Annotated in this window: 20 protein-coding genes; 7 read left to right on the forward strand and 13 right to left on the reverse strand. The window is 36.1% G+C overall.

Translation table 11 applies throughout. From position 1 onward, the window contains the following. The 13 genes from truA to QMD71_05845 all read right to left on the reverse strand — a co-directional run bounded on the left by truA (position 1) and on the right by QMD71_05845 (position 9,904). On the reverse strand, positions 1-708 hold the full coding sequence (gene truA / locus QMD71_05785; GenBank protein ID MDI6840339.1) for a tRNA pseudouridine(38-40) synthase TruA: 708 nt from the start codon (positions 706-708) through the stop codon (positions 1-3). Then, complete coding sequence (locus QMD71_05790) at positions 689-1,231, reverse strand: energy-coupling factor transporter transmembrane component T (protein ID MDI6840340.1); 543 nt, start codon at positions 1,229-1,231, stop codon at positions 689-691. Before QMD71_05790 ends, truA begins: the two co-directional genes overlap by 20 nt. Then, positions 1,228-2,850: a 30S ribosomal protein S1 gene (locus QMD71_05795; protein MDI6840341.1), complete on the reverse strand. Its 1,623-nt coding sequence runs from the start codon at positions 2,848-2,850 to the stop codon at positions 1,228-1,230. Before QMD71_05795 ends, QMD71_05790 begins: the two co-directional genes overlap by 4 nt. A gap of 8 nt (positions 2,851-2,858) precedes the next feature. Beyond that, positions 2,859-3,692, reverse strand: coding sequence for a 4-hydroxy-3-methylbut-2-enyl diphosphate reductase (ispH, locus tag QMD71_05800; GenBank protein MDI6840342.1), 834 nt, complete (start codon positions 3,690-3,692; stop codon positions 2,859-2,861). Beyond that, positions 3,670-4,296 (reverse strand): lysophospholipid acyltransferase family protein, encoded by a 627-nt coding sequence (locus tag QMD71_05805; protein MDI6840343.1) that lies wholly within the window; start codon positions 4,294-4,296, stop codon positions 3,670-3,672. The genes ispH and QMD71_05805 overlap by 23 nt, the downstream gene beginning before the upstream one ends. Continuing rightward, complete coding sequence (gene cmk / locus QMD71_05810) at positions 4,293-4,946, reverse strand: (d)CMP kinase (GenBank protein MDI6840344.1); 654 nt, start codon at positions 4,944-4,946, stop codon at positions 4,293-4,295. Before cmk ends, QMD71_05805 begins: the two co-directional genes overlap by 4 nt. A 16-nt stretch (positions 4,947-4,962) precedes the next feature. Continuing rightward, positions 4,963-5,883 (reverse strand): thiamine-phosphate kinase, encoded by a 921-nt coding sequence (thiL, locus tag QMD71_05815; protein MDI6840345.1) that lies wholly within the window; start codon positions 5,881-5,883, stop codon positions 4,963-4,965. 3 nt (positions 5,884-5,886) lie between these two features. Continuing rightward, positions 5,887-6,696: a 3-methyl-2-oxobutanoate hydroxymethyltransferase gene (panB, locus tag QMD71_05820; GenBank protein MDI6840346.1), complete on the reverse strand. Its 810-nt coding sequence runs from the start codon at positions 6,694-6,696 to the stop codon at positions 5,887-5,889. A 43-nt stretch (positions 6,697-6,739) separates the two neighbouring features. Next, on the reverse strand, positions 6,740-7,012 hold the full coding sequence (locus tag QMD71_05825) for a DUF1844 domain-containing protein (GenBank protein ID MDI6840347.1): 273 nt from the start codon (positions 7,010-7,012) through the stop codon (positions 6,740-6,742). Next, positions 7,012-8,166, reverse strand: coding sequence for an alanine racemase (gene alr / locus QMD71_05830; protein MDI6840348.1), 1,155 nt, complete (start codon positions 8,164-8,166; stop codon positions 7,012-7,014). Before alr ends, QMD71_05825 begins: the two co-directional genes overlap by 1 nt. Positions 8,167-8,490: 324 nt before the next feature. Continuing rightward, positions 8,491-9,246 (reverse strand): radical SAM protein, encoded by a 756-nt coding sequence (locus QMD71_05835; protein MDI6840349.1) that lies wholly within the window; start codon positions 9,244-9,246, stop codon positions 8,491-8,493. Between the two features lie 276 nt (positions 9,247-9,522). Further along, entirely contained in the window at positions 9,523-9,681 is a 159-nt protein-coding gene (locus QMD71_05840) for a hypothetical protein (GenBank protein ID MDI6840350.1), read from the reverse strand. Next, the gene (locus tag QMD71_05845) at positions 9,674-9,904 is read right to left on the reverse strand and encodes a hypothetical protein (GenBank protein MDI6840351.1); all 231 of its coding nucleotides are present in this window, start codon (positions 9,902-9,904) and stop codon (positions 9,674-9,676) included. The genes QMD71_05840 and QMD71_05845 overlap by 8 nt, the downstream gene beginning before the upstream one ends. Positions 9,905-9,978: 74 nt before the next feature. Between QMD71_05845 and rsmD the strand changes: the two genes are divergently transcribed. The 7 genes from rsmD (at position 9,979) to QMD71_05880 (ending at position 14,242) form a co-directional block, all read left to right on the forward strand. After that, positions 9,979-10,470 (forward strand): 16S rRNA (guanine(966)-N(2))-methyltransferase RsmD, encoded by a 492-nt coding sequence (gene rsmD / locus QMD71_05850; protein MDI6840352.1) that lies wholly within the window; start codon positions 9,979-9,981, stop codon positions 10,468-10,470. An 11-nt stretch (positions 10,471-10,481) separates the two neighbouring features. Further along, complete coding sequence (locus QMD71_05855) at positions 10,482-10,646, forward strand: hypothetical protein (protein ID MDI6840353.1); 165 nt, start codon at positions 10,482-10,484, stop codon at positions 10,644-10,646. Positions 10,647-10,879: 233 nt separating this feature from the next. After that, complete coding sequence (locus tag QMD71_05860; GenBank protein MDI6840354.1) at positions 10,880-11,476, forward strand: riboflavin synthase; 597 nt, start codon at positions 10,880-10,882, stop codon at positions 11,474-11,476. Further along, complete coding sequence (locus QMD71_05865; GenBank protein MDI6840355.1) at positions 11,455-12,666, forward strand: bifunctional 3,4-dihydroxy-2-butanone-4-phosphate synthase/GTP cyclohydrolase II; 1,212 nt, start codon at positions 11,455-11,457, stop codon at positions 12,664-12,666. Before QMD71_05860 ends, QMD71_05865 begins: the two co-directional genes overlap by 22 nt. Further along, positions 12,663-13,160, forward strand: coding sequence for a 6,7-dimethyl-8-ribityllumazine synthase (ribH, locus tag QMD71_05870; GenBank protein MDI6840356.1), 498 nt, complete (start codon positions 12,663-12,665; stop codon positions 13,158-13,160). The genes QMD71_05865 and ribH overlap by 4 nt, the downstream gene beginning before the upstream one ends. Continuing rightward, positions 13,123-13,557, forward strand: coding sequence for a transcription antitermination factor NusB (nusB, locus tag QMD71_05875; GenBank protein MDI6840357.1), 435 nt, complete (start codon positions 13,123-13,125; stop codon positions 13,555-13,557). The genes ribH and nusB overlap by 38 nt, the downstream gene beginning before the upstream one ends. Beyond that, positions 13,517-14,242, forward strand: a complete 726-nt coding sequence (locus QMD71_05880; protein ID MDI6840358.1) for a metallophosphoesterase family protein — start codon at positions 13,517-13,519, stop codon at positions 14,240-14,242. Before nusB ends, QMD71_05880 begins: the two co-directional genes overlap by 41 nt. The last annotated feature ends 10 nt before the right edge of the window (positions 14,243-14,252 follow it).

Below are 14,252 nucleotides of genomic sequence, written 5' to 3' on the forward strand. Positions count from 1 at the left end.
TCAATATTTAACTTCCTTTAGATAAAGTCCATGAGGTGGAGCACAAAGCCACTTTTTGCCCTTTAATTCAAGTGCATCTTTAATATCTCTAATTTCGATTTTATTTCTCCCAAGTTCTGTAAGCGTTCCTATAATCATCCTAACCATCTTATGCAGAAATCTATTTGCTTCAATTTCAAAAATGACTTCATCTCCATTTTGAACAAGCTCAAACTTTTTCACATCACACTCTCCATGGTCTCTAAAAGAGAATAAATCAAATTGATGTAACCCTATGAATAATTGGAGTGCTCCTTTTATCTTCTCTATATCAAGTGGGAAAGTATACTCCCATATTCTTGCTCGTTGTATTGGTGATTTACCAAGCAATATTTTGTATAGATATACTTTTGAACTTGCCCCTCTCCTTGCGTTAAATTCTAATGGTACAGGGATTACATTTTTTACATAAATATCTCTTGGTAAATCAAACAATGCATTTTTAATCTTTGTAATTGGTAATGAACTCTTGGTTTTAAAATTTGCAACTTGACAAATAGCATGAACTCCAGCATCTGTTCTGGCAGCACCTATAAGTTTGATTTTTTCATGAAGTACATTCTGTAACAAATTCTCAATCTCACTTCTCACAGTCCGTTTCTTTGGCTGGATTTCCCAGCCAAAGAAATTGGTACCATCGTATTCAAGCTCAATTTTGATGTTTTGCATTTAACGAGTTTGTAAAATTTTTAGTTCTTTCTATAGCATAGTTCAAAATAGAAACCGGTGATTTGTAGCGAAGGCTACCATCTTTAATTAATTTGATAAACTGTAAAGTGATAAGAACAATCTCACCCAATTTTAGCTTTCTTTTTGTAATCCAATCCAAAGATTTAGCAATTTCAATAGCTGAAGTAGAGCTAATAAAAATAAGTGAGTATCCTACAGCTAACGAAACTCTAATTCCCAAAATAATTCCATTATATAAGCCTTCGTATGTCATTCCTTTAGTTATTATTCTACCTGGTGTAAACAATAGCTGTAATCCACAAGTAACAATGATAAGCGGAATAAATACAACTGCTCGCAGGATAAGCTCCCTTTTGTTACGAAGCAAAGTAAACCCTACAAGGATAGGAATTGCAAGAATAACAAACTCTGCTAACTTTTTAGCTATCACACAACCAATAAGTCCAAGTAGAATAAAAATAAGCTTTATTCTCGGATCTAATTGGGTTATTAGCTTATTCATTTGTTTCCTTTTAGATATTCTTTGTATTCTTCCTCTTCTTGGGTTTTGAGTAATTCTTTTTCTGAAAGAATTACTCTCCTTCGCTCCTCATCTACTTCCAATACTTTAAGGTTGAGCTCTTCTCCAATTTTATATGTATCTTTTGTCTTTTTAAGTTTCGATTTTGTGAGATGAGAAAACGGAACAAACCCCTCTACCTTAGCTTTTTTAACATTAAATTTTACTACAACCCCCTTATCTGCAATAATTTCTTTTATCTTCCCCTTTACAGGTTCATTTATAGACTCTTTAAGAATGATTAGTGGATCCTTTTCCATCTGCTTTAATCCAAGTGCAATGCGCTGGTTTTCTGAATCAACTGCTAAGACCTTACATTTAATCTTTTGTCTCCTTTTTAACACATCACTTGGATGTTCTATGTGTTCTGTCCAATCTAAATCCTTTACATGCAATAACCCCTCAATTCCATCTTTAAGCTCAATAAAGGCACCAAAATTAGAGAATGATTTTACTGTTCCTGTAACTATGGAACCCTCTGGGTAATTTTCTTTCACTTTTTCCCATGGGTTTGGTTGAGTCTGTCGTAAACCAAGTGAGATTTTCTCCTGTGCCTTATCAATATTCAGAACCACTACATGCACAGTATCTCCCACTGCAACTATATCAGCTGGGGAGCGAATTCGCTGAGTCCACGACATTTCTGAGATATGGATAAGCCCCTCAATTCCGGGTTCAAGTTCAACAAATGCGCCATACTCTGTAAGTGAAGTAATTTTCCCTTTCACTTTGGAACCTATTGGATACCGTTCTTCAACACCGTCCCATGGATACGGGGTGAGTTGTTTTATTCCGAGAGCTAATCGTTGATTCTCTCTATCCACATTAATCACTTTAACATCCACTTTATCTCCAACTTGCAAAACTTCAGATGGGTGTGTTATCCTACCCCATGATAAATCGCTAATATGTACAAGCCCATCAACACCACCGATATCTACAAATACTCCAAAAGCAGTTATATTTTTTACTACTCCTTTTAATACACTGCCCTCTTCTACTTTATTCCAAAATTCCTCTCTCTTCTTCATCAGCTCTTTTTCTAAAATAATCTTCCTCGACAAGACTATATTACCTTTTGACTTATCAAGTTTAACTACTCTAAACTTTACAGTTTCACCAACAAATTTATCCATATCTTTTACTTCTTCTATATCTAATTGAGACCCCGGTATAAACCCTTCTACTCCACCGAGATCGGCGATACAGCCTCCTTTTACTGCTTTTATAATTTTACCTTCAATTGCTATCCCGTTTTTATAACTCTCTTCTATGCGTTCCCATACTCTTAAGGAATCGGCTTTCTTTTTTGACAGTATTACAAATCCTTCATCTCCTTCAATTCCTTCTACTAAAACCTCAAACTTATCTCCTACTTTGAGCTCAGCTGGATTATCGAATTCTGACAGTGGAATTAGTCCTTCTGATTTCAGTCCTATGTCTACAATTGCCTCCCTTGCAGATAATCGTACCAGTTCACCCTCCACTATTTCTCCCTCTTTTACTTTCAAGAGTGTCTTATCAATTAATTGGAATATTTCATCTTTCTCTTTTTTACCCATAATACCTCCTATATTTGCTTTATAGCTTTTATAACCTCATCTATTATCCAGTCTGGGGTAGATGCACCAGCTGTTACCCCCACAGTTGACTTATGATTAAACCATATTTTGTTAATTTCTTCTTTTGTCTCTATATGGTAAGTATCACATCCTTGTGCTCTTGAAAATTCAGCCAGTCTTGTTGTATTAGCTGAATTCTTACCACCTACAACTATCATTATATCCACCTTTTTTGCAAGCTCCAATGTATCTTTCTGCCGCATAATTACAGCCTCACAGATTGTATTATATACTCGCATCTCTTTAGCTTTTGGTAAAAGTTGCATTACAGTTTCCATAAAACTCTGTAGGTGAAGAGTTGTCTGGGCAACGATTCCAAGTTTTTCAAATTTTGGCAACTTATCTATTGACTCTAAATAGTTTATGACTTTAGCCCGTCCACCCGTATGTCCAACAATCCCTTGCACTTCAGGATGCTCACGTTCACCAATCACAATGACTTCGTATCCTTTATCGCAAAGTGCTTTTGCGTAATCTTGGGCATGTTTAACAAATGGACAAGTTGCATCCACTACATCGAATCCAAGTCTTACAGCTGTCCTTATTACTTCTATAGATACCCCATGAGACCTTATAATTAGTTTTCCGGGTGGCACATTATCAAATGATTTAATTGGATGTATTCCGTAACTCTCAAGCTGCTTAACTACTTGAGGATTATGAATTATAGGACCGTAAGTATAAACTGGCACTTTAGCTTCTTTTATAGTTTGGTTAGCTATATCTATAGAACGCCTAACTCCAAAACAAAAACCAGAACTAGGTGCATGTAGCACTTTCATAAAGCTCCTCAATTCTATGTTCTACTTCTTGCGTCATAAGTTCACGTGCTTCTTTTCCCTGCTTAATGCCGGATATGGATTCACTTGTAATTGGTAATCCAAACTTAACATAGGCTCTACTTTTACGAATAAATTGTTTAATAAGCGGTGTATTTGTCCCCTTTACAAGAGTAGGAACTATAGGAACACCGCACTTTAAAGCAAACCACCCAACTCCAGGATTAAATCTTAGAAAACTACCTACCTTACTCCTTGTCCCTTCAGGAAAAAACATCACTGCTATTCCTTTATTCAGCAATCCTTGTGTGTAGTTGAGCACATTTTTACTCGGTCGCTTAGTATTCACTTTATAAGCATTAAATCCTTTAATAAACCAAGCAAAGAATTTATTAGTAGTAAAAAGTTCCTGTTTAGCAAAAAAATAACACTCACGAAACCAAACAGCTGTCCCAACTAATGGGGGGTCAAAGTTTGATAGATGATTAGGGGCAATGATGACACCACCATCTTTTGGAATATTTTCACGTCCATCAACTCTAAATCCAAATAAAAAACGCCAGACCCAGTAAATGACTCTTGTCCCTATACGATACCTCAATTTCATCCTAAATTGCGTTCTTTTATCATCTCTATTACTTTTTCTACCTCTTCCTTAATAGATAAATTTGTTGTATCAATAACCACTGCGTCCACAGGAACCTTTAATGGGGAATGTTTTCTTGACTTATCTTGTTCGTCTCTTATTTTTAAATCTTCAATTATACTCTTTAAATCTTTATCAATTCCAAATTTGAAAAGCTCCCTTTTCCTTCTTAACGCTCTAATCCAAAGCTCGGCATCCATGTAAATTTTTAAGTCTGCATCCGGAAATACAACTGTCCCAATATCCCTGCCTTCACATACAACATTTTGAGTGTTAGCAAGTTTACGTTGCAATTTTACCATATTTTCTCTTACCCCTTTATAAGTTGAACAAAGGGAGGCAAGCTTACCAATTTCCTCATCTCTTATAGCATTGGTTATATCGTCGCCATCTAAAAATATCTTACCCCCCCTAAAATTAATGTTAAGATTAGCCGACAGACGCTCAACTTCACTTTTGTTGTTTGGGTCTATTTTATCCCTTTTTACTGCAATTGCAAGTGCTCTGTATGTAGCTCCTGAATCAATATACTTATAACCTAATTTTTCTGCTACAAACCTTGCAGTTGTAGATTTGCCTGAACCTGCAGGTCCATCAATTGCTACTATCATAAATTTTCTACCTATTTCATTCCTTAAAATGGTCAAATCCTTTTACGGGTATCTCATTACCGTTCTCATCTATAATTTTGCATTTTGCATTTTGCATTTCACATTCTATTATCTCTCCTATCTCTGTAAATTCAACTTCTTTCTTAGCTTTTCCAATATAGTTCTTTGATATTGTAAACAAGAGCTCAAAATCCTCGCCCCCATTTAATGCAAGACTTTCAGGTGTCATATGAAATTTCTCTGCTATCTTTTTTATTTCTTTACTTATAGGAATTTCACTTCGCCATATTCTTGCAGAGACTTTTGACTCCTCAAGTATATGAAAAAGGTCAGTTGAAAGCCCATCCGATATATCTATCATTGAATTTGCATACCTTGCAATTTTTATTCCCTCTTTTACTCTTGGTAATGGGTTAAGGTGCTTTTTTATCAATTTATTTTCTTTCTTATAGCCTCTTTTCAAGCATAAAAGACCTGCATAAGAGCTGCCAAGTTCTCCTGTTATACAGATAACATCATCAACTTTAGCCCCACTTCTTCTAACAAAATGAGAAGTTCCACCAATTACAGTAACACTCACAAATATAGTATCCGATTTAGTAATATCTCCTCCTATTATTTCTACTTCGTAAGTTGAAGCAATAGCTCTAACCCCATCGTAAAAATTATCTACCCAGTCAATGTCACCATTTTTGATTCCAATTGATACAAGTGCATATTTAGGAACTCCACCACAAGCTGCAATATCGGATATTGAGGCTGCAAGTGCCTTATACCCCATATCATACGGTGTAAAATAATCGCCAAAATGTTCACCCATTGCAAAGGAATCCACAGAAACAATTGGAATATTAGGAACTTTAAACTCCACAGCATCATCCCCAATCCTAGGGAGTAGCTCTCTTAACCTCTTTATTATCGCTAATTCAGTAGCCATTTTTTAATGGTATGAGTGCTCATTGTCAGGAAACTTGCCACTCTTTACCTCATCAATGTATTTCTTAATTGCTTTCTCTATGATAGATGTCAGGTTTGCATACCTTTTAACATATTTCGGTAGGAATGCAGGAAATAATCCAAGCATATCGTGTACAACAAGGATTTGACCGTCGCACCCCTGTCCTGCTCCAATCCCATAAATTGGAACTGAAACCGCTTTCTTAAGTTTAGCAACCACACTTTCTGGAACACACTCTACAATTATACAAAATACACCCGCAGTCTCCAATGCTTTAGCATCATCAATTAGTTTATGCACATCTTCATCTGTTTTACCCCAAACTTTATAGCCACCAAACTTTTTAATACTTTGTGGTGTAAATCCTATATGCCCCATCACAGGTATACCGATATCTACTATTGATTTTACTCTCTTTACTATTAATCCTGCACCCTCAAGTTTTACACCATCTACATTTGCATCAGCTACAAATCTACCTGCATTTTTAATTGCTAAAGAATTAGACGGCTGATATGACATATAAGGCATATCTGCTATCACCATAGCCCTCTTCACTCCTCTTCTCACTGCTTTGCATGCAATCAGTAACTCGTCCATTCCTACAGAAAGAGTAGACTCATGCCCAAGTACTGTCATAGCAAGACTATCACCAACAAGTATTACATCAATCCCTACACTATCCTCAATAAGGGCAGTCGGATAGTCGTATGCAGTAAGTAATACCGCCTTAGCACCCTTTTCTTTAAGTTCTTTTAGAACTTGTGGAGTTACCTTTTCCGGTCTAAACATATTTGGCTTATTCGCTGTCATTTGGCATATTCGGTTTTAGAAGCTATTTTTGATCTGTAGTTTTATTTTGTTTTCTAACATATGTGAGTTTTAAGTTACTGATTATAGTTTCAAGTAATTCTTCCTCTTCTTTTGTAAGATTACCTTTTGTCTTTTCTTTGAGTATGTCAATAGAATCAATTGTATATTTAGCAAGTTCAAGGTTTGGCTCAACCTTATCCGTAATAGGATTTTTGACAATTCCAAGGTGTTGCGATGCTATAGTTGCAAGAAAAAGGACAAGCGATGCAAAAGAAGCTTCAGGCACTTTTTCCATTATAGCTCCTCTTCTCCAAGTAATGACCTAATTTTACACGGTTTTCCATTACTTATATAAAGCCTTGGCACCCTCTGGCAGATAGCAGTGGTTATCTCATAATTTATAGTTTCTGCAAGAGATGCAACATCATCTACGGTTATCTCTGTATCTCCGTCTTTTCCCATAAGAGTTACTTTATCACCTATCTCTACCTCAGGTATATTAGTTACATCAACCATAGTTAAATCCATACACACTCTTCCCACTATTTTTGCAATTTTACCTCTTATGATAACACTTCCATTATTTGATAATCGTCTCGGATACCCATCCCCATAGCCAACCCAAAGTGTAGCAATTTTTTCTCTCTTCTTTGTGACATATGTCCTTCCGTAAGATATAGGGGTTCCAGGCGGGACCCATTTCACTTGGCACACCCTTGTGTAAAGGCTGAGAATGGGTTCTACTTTAACTTCCTTTAGACACTCATCTGATGGATATAATCCATAAAGTAAGAGCCCCGGTCTTATCATATTAAAGTAAGAATCAGAAAAGTTGAGAATAGCAGCTGTTGACGCAGTATGAACTAATGGGATACTGACTCCTTTTTTAGTTAATTCAGAAATTACTGTTCTGAACCTCTTTATTTGCTCATAAGTAAATTCCCTGTCTCGCTTTTCTGGCTCAGAAAAATGAGTAAATATGCCATTGAGTTCAATATTCTTAAGTTCAAGTAATAGTGAAACAAAGGCTACAGCATCTTCACACTGAATTCCTGTTCTTCCCATACCAGTATCGATTTCAATGTGGACTTTGACTTTTTTATTTGCTTTTGTTGCTTCTTTAGCAAGTTCTCTTGCAAAATGATAATAAGTAATAGTTGGAATGAACCCTTCAGATACAATTTTTGGTATATTACTTACTGAAGTAGGTGAAAGTATCATTATAGGTAAACCAACAGCTTTTAGATCACAAGCCTCATCAATTGAGGCAACACCAAGCATATCAATACCCTCATCTTTCAATACCCTTGATACCTCCCTCGCTCCATGTCCGTAAGCGTCAGCCTTGACAACAGCTAAAATCTTTACTCCATGAACTTTCTTCTTTAAAGCTCTCACATTACTCCTAAGCTTATCCAAATCTACAACTGCCCAAATCCTATCATCCATAGTCCACTACGCCATTGCAAGCCCGCCACCGGAGGGGAAAGCAATATCTTCCTCTAATTGATACTTCAATCTGAATACCATTTTTAGAAATACTTATTAATTACATAAACAATATCACACTTTATTAAAATTGCAAGAACTTTTTGTATTTGTGCACGGACTTAACGGATTTAACAGACTCAACAGCATTTTGGCATTTGAGCTTTGAAATTTGGAATTTGAAATTTGGATTCCATTTGGCATTTTGGTATTTTGGACTTTTAAGCATTTTCATTATTCATTCTTTTTTCGACATTAGTCATTTCTGTCATTCACCATTCACTCTTATATTAACTCATTTGGAATACCATTAGGAGTAAAAGCAGTGAGTGGCTTAAGGCTCGCCTTCCTAAGCCTCTTTACTACATGTGGATATAGAAAAACATACTCTTCCTCAATTTTCAGCGATTTATGTATTTTCGTAAGTGTTGATTGTAGTTTTCTAACATTCTCTTTTAAGCTGAACGACATCATTACTGCTGGGTTGCACCTTATTCCAGATTCAGTTAAGTTCTTGAGAGCTTCAAGTTGTAAGTCAAACGCTTCAGGGATAGCGCCTGTTAGTATTGAGAACTCTTCATTATTAGTCCCCTTTAAAGAGACACGTACATGTAAATTCTTAAATTGCTTTAGGTTATTAGCAAAGTCTCTATCAATTAGAGTTCCATTCGTCTCAAGTATGAACAAATATTCTGTAGCCTCTATTAACTCAAGCAGCCTCAATAGGTGCTCTTTTGAAATAGTTGGCTCATTTCCACTTATTCTTAAAAGCCTATAGTTATGCTTCCTTGCACAAGATGTAAGCTTATAAAATACCTCTTCAGGAGTATAAAATCTGCCAATCTGATCAGGTTTATCTCTTGGCACATCACTCCAGCAAAATACACACCTAAGACTACAACCACAGCAGTCACCAGTTGATATTCCACCATACCATCTTCCAGGTCTTGGTATTCTGTAGTATTTTCTTGAATTACCCCTAACTACAAGAGGCTCAATTAACTTCGCCCTCTCAATAGGGTCATATAACTTTCTTTGCATTATAATCTCACAATTTTCATTTATTAATATACTATCCCAATCTTTATTAATTTATTATACCGCATTCTTATCACCTATGTCAAGCTACAGGAAGAATTGGAGTTCCCACATTTTTTGGTTTTTCTCTAAATATGGAGCGCAACAATTCTGCCGCTGTTCGCAGAATCCTGTGGACATGCAAAAACATAGTTTTTGCACAGAATTTATTACAGCTTCTCTATTTCAGCTGATGTACTTGGTGAGTAGATAACTTTTCCACAGGATACTGCGTATGAGTTAATACCGCTTATTGAGGATAAATAAGTAGGTAATAGTGGAGTGGTCGTATTTTATTAAGGCGTTTAGTTTAGCATCTTTTATTGTAACTTTACCATCACATCTTAAGTAACATAAGGTTTTGGTGTCAAGGACCCCAATTCCTACTTCATCAGCCACATAGTTTTGATAATACTTTAAACTTCAGCTTAGTCATTTGCCATAACTTAGTATTTATATGACGCTGGGGCATTAAACTCCTTATGTATACACTATCACCACGTCTCTGCAAGACTACGCCTTTAGCACCTGCCTTCATATCGTAGCCAAACATGAGCTTGGCTTGCTCACGTGTTAAAGAGAGTTTGCAAATTATTTCTATTGGAAAATCAACCCGCATCATATTTTGTAAAGCGAATTATTCAACAAAGCTCTTTTTACTTGACTATACCTATTGTAATAGCTCATAATATTAGTATGAGAATAACTGGCGGTGAAGTGGGGGGGAGGCGAATAAAAGTGCCAAGAGGGATACGACCTACACAAGACAAAGTGAGGACTGCCATTTTTAATATACTTGGTGATAGGATAAAAGATGTAAAATTTGTTGACTTATTCGCAGGTAGTGGGTCAGTAGGGATTGAAGCTATATCAAGAGGGGCAAGTGAAGTAATCTTTGTTGAGAAGTCAAGAAAAGTTGTTTCTGTACTTAATGAGAACTTGAAATCTTTAGGCTATATGGAGAAGTCAAAAGTAATAAATGGCGATGCTCTCAAAGTCAAGCTTAAAACTCCTGATATTATCTTTGCTGACCCGCCTTACGACATGGGCTTTGCTAAAAAAGTGATAGATTTATGGCTTATCTCTAAAAGGCTATTAATTTTAGAGCACTCAAAGCATGAAAAAGTGGATTTAGGAACTCATTATACATTTGGAGATACAGTGATAACTTTAATTGTAGGAGGTTAAGCATTTCTAAAATGGAGAACAAGAACTACATTATCGCAAAAACACCAAGGGATGAAATCACGAAAATTGACAGGAGAGTGGTGCTCGCAATGGCAGACTGTCCAATAATTCAAAGATTACTACGTTTAAAGGTTCAGTATTTAGTATCCGTTCTTCTTGCTAAAAATATTTTTTAAAATAGATTTGTTTTTCTTGACTTGTTGAATAAATATTTTTGGCGCATTTGATTTTCAACCTCTGACTTGGTTTTAGACAATTTTGACCTTGTCATTCTGACCCTGAGCGTAACGAAGGGGAAGAATCTCATAAATCGGTGTCAATCAAGGTGTTGCAAGTTTTGTAAAGCGAATTATTTAACAAAGCAAGTTTTTCTTGACTTTTATTTAGTTAATTATATAATAATTAAATTGTGTTTACTGGATTAATAGAAGATGTAGGCAATGTTGTCAGTATAATGGGTGCTGGTAGAGGTAAAACATTCAGAATACGTTCTTACTCCATTAATTTAGCAGTAGGTGATAGTATTGCAGTTAATGGTGTCTGTCTCACAGTCTGTAAAATAACTGGTAAGGATTTTGAAGTCTATGTGAGCCCAGAGACACTATTGGAAACCAATTTATTAGGACTTACCAGTGGAAGTAAAGTAAATTTAGAGCGTGCGTTATGTATTACTGATAGATTAGGTGGTCACATAGTTCAAGGTCATGTAGATGGTGTCTGTACTGTAGTGGGTCGTAAGGTATTTGGTAAAACAATCTTTTCTACTACACTCTTATCTATATCTCCACCTAAGGAACTCTTTCATTACATTGTCAATAAAGGTAGTATAGCTATAGATGGTGTAAGTTTAACAGTAAGAGAGATTAAAGACAATAGTTTCTCTGTAGCACTTGTCCCTTACACATTGAAGAATACAACTCTCGGTAACTTGAAGGTGGGTGATAAAGTTAACTTAGAAGTAGATATAATAGCCAAATATTTAAGATGGCAGAATTTAGTTCAGTAGAAGAAGTAATTGAGGATATAAAGAACGGTCGTGTAGTAATCTGTGTAGATGACGAGAACCGTGAAAATGAGGGTGATTTCATTTGTGCAGCAGAGAAAGTTACTCCTGATATAATAAACTTTATGGCTACCCATGGCCGAGGTATAATATGCTTACCAAGTATTCCAAATAGGTTACATGAACTTGGTTTAGATTTGATGGTAGATGATAACACTGCACTACATGGCACCTTATTTACTGTGTCAATAGATGCTAAGGAAGGGACCACAACAGGGACTTCAGCTTTAGATAGAGCTACCACGATAAAGAAATTTGTAGACCCTAAAGCCTCTGCGTCCGATTTTGCTCGCCCAGGTCATGTATTTCCTTTAAAGGCTCAACCTGAGGGTGTTTTAAGGAGAGCAGGCCATACAGAGGCGGCTGTAGATTTAGCTCGTCTCTCCGGTCTTTATCCAGCTGGTGTGTTATGTGAAATTTTAGACACTAATGGCGATATGGCACGCTTACCAAAGTTAATTGAAATTGCAAAAAAGTTTAACTTGCACATTGTAACAGTGGCGTCTTTAATCGATTATCGACGTAAACGTGAGAAACTTGTAAGAAGGATAGCTACTTCTTCTTTTCCAACTTCATATGGTGACTTTACTCTACATCTATACGAAAGTATATTAACAAATGAGCACCATATTGCGTTAGTTAAAGGTGAAGTTACAGGTAAGTCAAATGTTCTTGTCCGTGTTCATTCTCAATGTTTAACAGGTGATATATTCAGTTCCTTAAGGTGTGACTGTGGTGAGCAGTTACGGAAATCGCTGAAGTTAATTCAAAAAGAAGATTGTGGTGTATTTCTTTATATGCGGCAAGAAGGTAGGGGGATTGGATTAGCTCATAAGATAATGGCTTATGAACTTCAAGATAAAGGATTAGATACAGTAGATGCAAATGCAGCACTCGGCTTCCCACCCGATTTAAGAGATTACGGAATAGGAGCTCAAATTCTTGTTGACCTCGGCCTATCAAGTATCCGGATTTTAACTAATAATCCAAAGAAAATAGTTGGACTTGATGGCTATGGGTTAAAGATAACCGAACGCATTCCTATTGAGATTCCAGCAACTGATCTTAATCGCAAATACTTAGAGGTAAAGCGAAAAAAACTTGGTCATATTTTAAAACTGGAGGACAAATGAAAATTTACGAAGGCCATCTTTCTGGTGAAGGTAAAAATTTTGGTATTATAGTATCAAGATTTAATAGCTTTGTAACCGATAGATTACTTGAAGGTGCAATTGACTGTTTGACTCGTCATAATACCGACCCAGATGCAATAGAAGTTTTTAAAGTTCCAGGTGCATTTGAGATTCCGCAGACTTTAAGTATTCTTGTTCGTAATAATAGATTTGATGCCATTATCTGCTTAGCTGCAATAATAAGGGGTGAGACCCCTCACTTTGACTTCCTTGCACGTGATGTTTCGAGAGGTATAGCAAATATATCTATTGAATCTGGTATTCCAGTAGGTTTCGGTATAATAACGGCAGATACCAATGAGCAAGCAATTGATAGGGCGGGTGGTAAACGTGGTAACAAAGGCTTCTATGCTGCACTTTCAGTAATTGAGCAATTAGGACTTATTCAAAAAATACATGAAAAATCGAAGAAAGGCAAGAGAACTCGCCCTTGAAGCTCTTTACAGACACGAAATCGCACACGAAGCTCCTGAAGATATTTTAACTGATATTTTTTCTCGTACGCATGTACCTTCTTCAATAAAAAAATTTGCCCATGATATAGTACTTGAGACGACAAGTAGAATATGTGAACTTGACCAAATTATCAGCAGTGTCGCCAAAAACTGGAGACTTGATAGAATTGCCATTATAGAAAAAAATATATTAAGAGCCGCAATATGTGAGCTTTTATATTTTACAGATATACCACCAAAAGCATCTATAAATGAAGCAATAGAACTTGCAAAAAAATATTCTACTGCTGAGTCAGGTAAATTTGTCAATGGTATACTTGATAGAGTTATGAAAAATGTTATACGGAATAATAAGCGATATTCACTCAAATCTTGAAGCTCTATTAGTAGTTTCAAAGGAGCTAAAACGTAGGCAAATAAGGCATATAATCTGCTTAGGTGATATAGTTGGCTATGGTGCAAATCCAAATGAGTGCTGCGAAGTAATTGATGAACTCACAGACTTCGTCATTCTTGGCAATCATGATGCTGGCTCAATTGGGCTTACTGACTTATCTTATTTTAATGAGGGAGCTAAATCTGCTTGTATTTGGACAAGTAAAGTTCTAACCCAAAAAAATAGGGAGTGGCTTAAAAGTTTACCTATTACACTTAAAAATGAAGGTGACCTTATAGTTCATTCAGCTCCATCAAACCCTAAAGCTTGGAACTACATACTTTCAGAAGAGGATGCAGTTTACGAATTTAGCACTTTTGAAGAAAACATATGTTTTGTAGGTCATTCTCATGTCCCAATTACTTTTGTTAAAGAAGATTCTCAATATAGGACAATTCAAGATTATAGATTTAAACTTGTCCCTTCTTATCGGTATATAATAAATCCTGGTGGTGTCGGTCAACCAAGAGATGACGACCCACGTGCCTCATTTGCTATTTATGATAAAGACAAAAATGAGATCGAAATCATAAAGGTTCCTTACGATATAAAGAGTGCACAACAAAAAATAATCGCTGCAGGGCTTCCGAAGTGGCTGGCAGTCCGACTTGCATTGGGAAGATGAAAGTTTTAAT

It is taken from the genome of bacterium, from assembly GCA_030018315.1.
GTDB lineage: Bacteria > Hydrothermota > UBA3073 > JACQXS01 > JAGMCI01 > JASEGA01.

What these genes read in the sequence shown, in the direction of transcription:
- truA (MDI6840339.1), bottom strand. Translation starts at nt 708, where the DNA reads ATGCAAAACATCAAAATTGAGCTTGAATACGATGGTACCAATTTCTTT.
- QMD71_05790 (MDI6840340.1), bottom strand. Translation starts at nt 1,231, where the DNA reads ATGAATAAGCTAATAACCCAATTAGATCCGAGAATAAAGCTTATTTTT.
- QMD71_05795 (MDI6840341.1), bottom strand. Translation starts at nt 2,850, where the DNA reads ATGGGTAAAAAAGAGAAAGATGAAATATTCCAATTAATTGATAAGACA.
- ispH (MDI6840342.1), bottom strand. Translation starts at nt 3,692, where the DNA reads ATGAAAGTGCTACATGCACCTAGTTCTGGTTTTTGTTTTGGAGTTAGG.
- QMD71_05805 (MDI6840343.1), bottom strand. Translation starts at nt 4,296, where the DNA reads ATGAAATTGAGGTATCGTATAGGGACAAGAGTCATTTACTGGGTCTGG.
- cmk (MDI6840344.1), bottom strand. Translation starts at nt 4,946, where the DNA reads ATGATAGTAGCAATTGATGGACCTGCAGGTTCAGGCAAATCTACAACT.
- thiL (MDI6840345.1), bottom strand. Translation starts at nt 5,883, where the DNA reads ATGGCTACTGAATTAGCGATAATAAAGAGGTTAAGAGAGCTACTCCCT.
- panB (MDI6840346.1), bottom strand. Translation starts at nt 6,696, where the DNA reads ATGTTTAGACCGGAAAAGGTAACTCCACAAGTTCTAAAAGAACTTAAA.
- QMD71_05825 (MDI6840347.1), bottom strand. Translation starts at nt 7,012, where the DNA reads ATGGAAAAAGTGCCTGAAGCTTCTTTTGCATCGCTTGTCCTTTTTCTT.
- alr (MDI6840348.1), bottom strand. Translation starts at nt 8,166, where the DNA reads ATGGATGATAGGATTTGGGCAGTTGTAGATTTGGATAAGCTTAGGAGT.
- QMD71_05835 (MDI6840349.1), bottom strand. Translation starts at nt 9,246, where the DNA reads ATGCAAAGAAAGTTATATGACCCTATTGAGAGGGCGAAGTTAATTGAG.
- QMD71_05845 (MDI6840351.1), bottom strand. Translation starts at nt 9,904, where the DNA reads ATGATGCGGGTTGATTTTCCAATAGAAATAATTTGCAAACTCTCTTTA.
- rsmD (MDI6840352.1), top strand. Translation starts at nt 9,979, where the DNA reads ATGAGAATAACTGGCGGTGAAGTGGGGGGGAGGCGAATAAAAGTGCCA.
- QMD71_05855 (MDI6840353.1), top strand. Translation starts at nt 10,482, where the DNA reads ATGGAGAACAAGAACTACATTATCGCAAAAACACCAAGGGATGAAATC.
- QMD71_05865 (MDI6840355.1), top strand. Translation starts at nt 11,455, where the DNA reads ATGGCAGAATTTAGTTCAGTAGAAGAAGTAATTGAGGATATAAAGAAC.
- ribH (MDI6840356.1), top strand. Translation starts at nt 12,663, where the DNA reads ATGAAAATTTACGAAGGCCATCTTTCTGGTGAAGGTAAAAATTTTGGT.
- nusB (MDI6840357.1), top strand. Translation starts at nt 13,123, where the DNA reads ATGAAAAATCGAAGAAAGGCAAGAGAACTCGCCCTTGAAGCTCTTTAC.
- QMD71_05880 (MDI6840358.1), top strand. Translation starts at nt 13,517, where the DNA reads ATGTTATACGGAATAATAAGCGATATTCACTCAAATCTTGAAGCTCTA.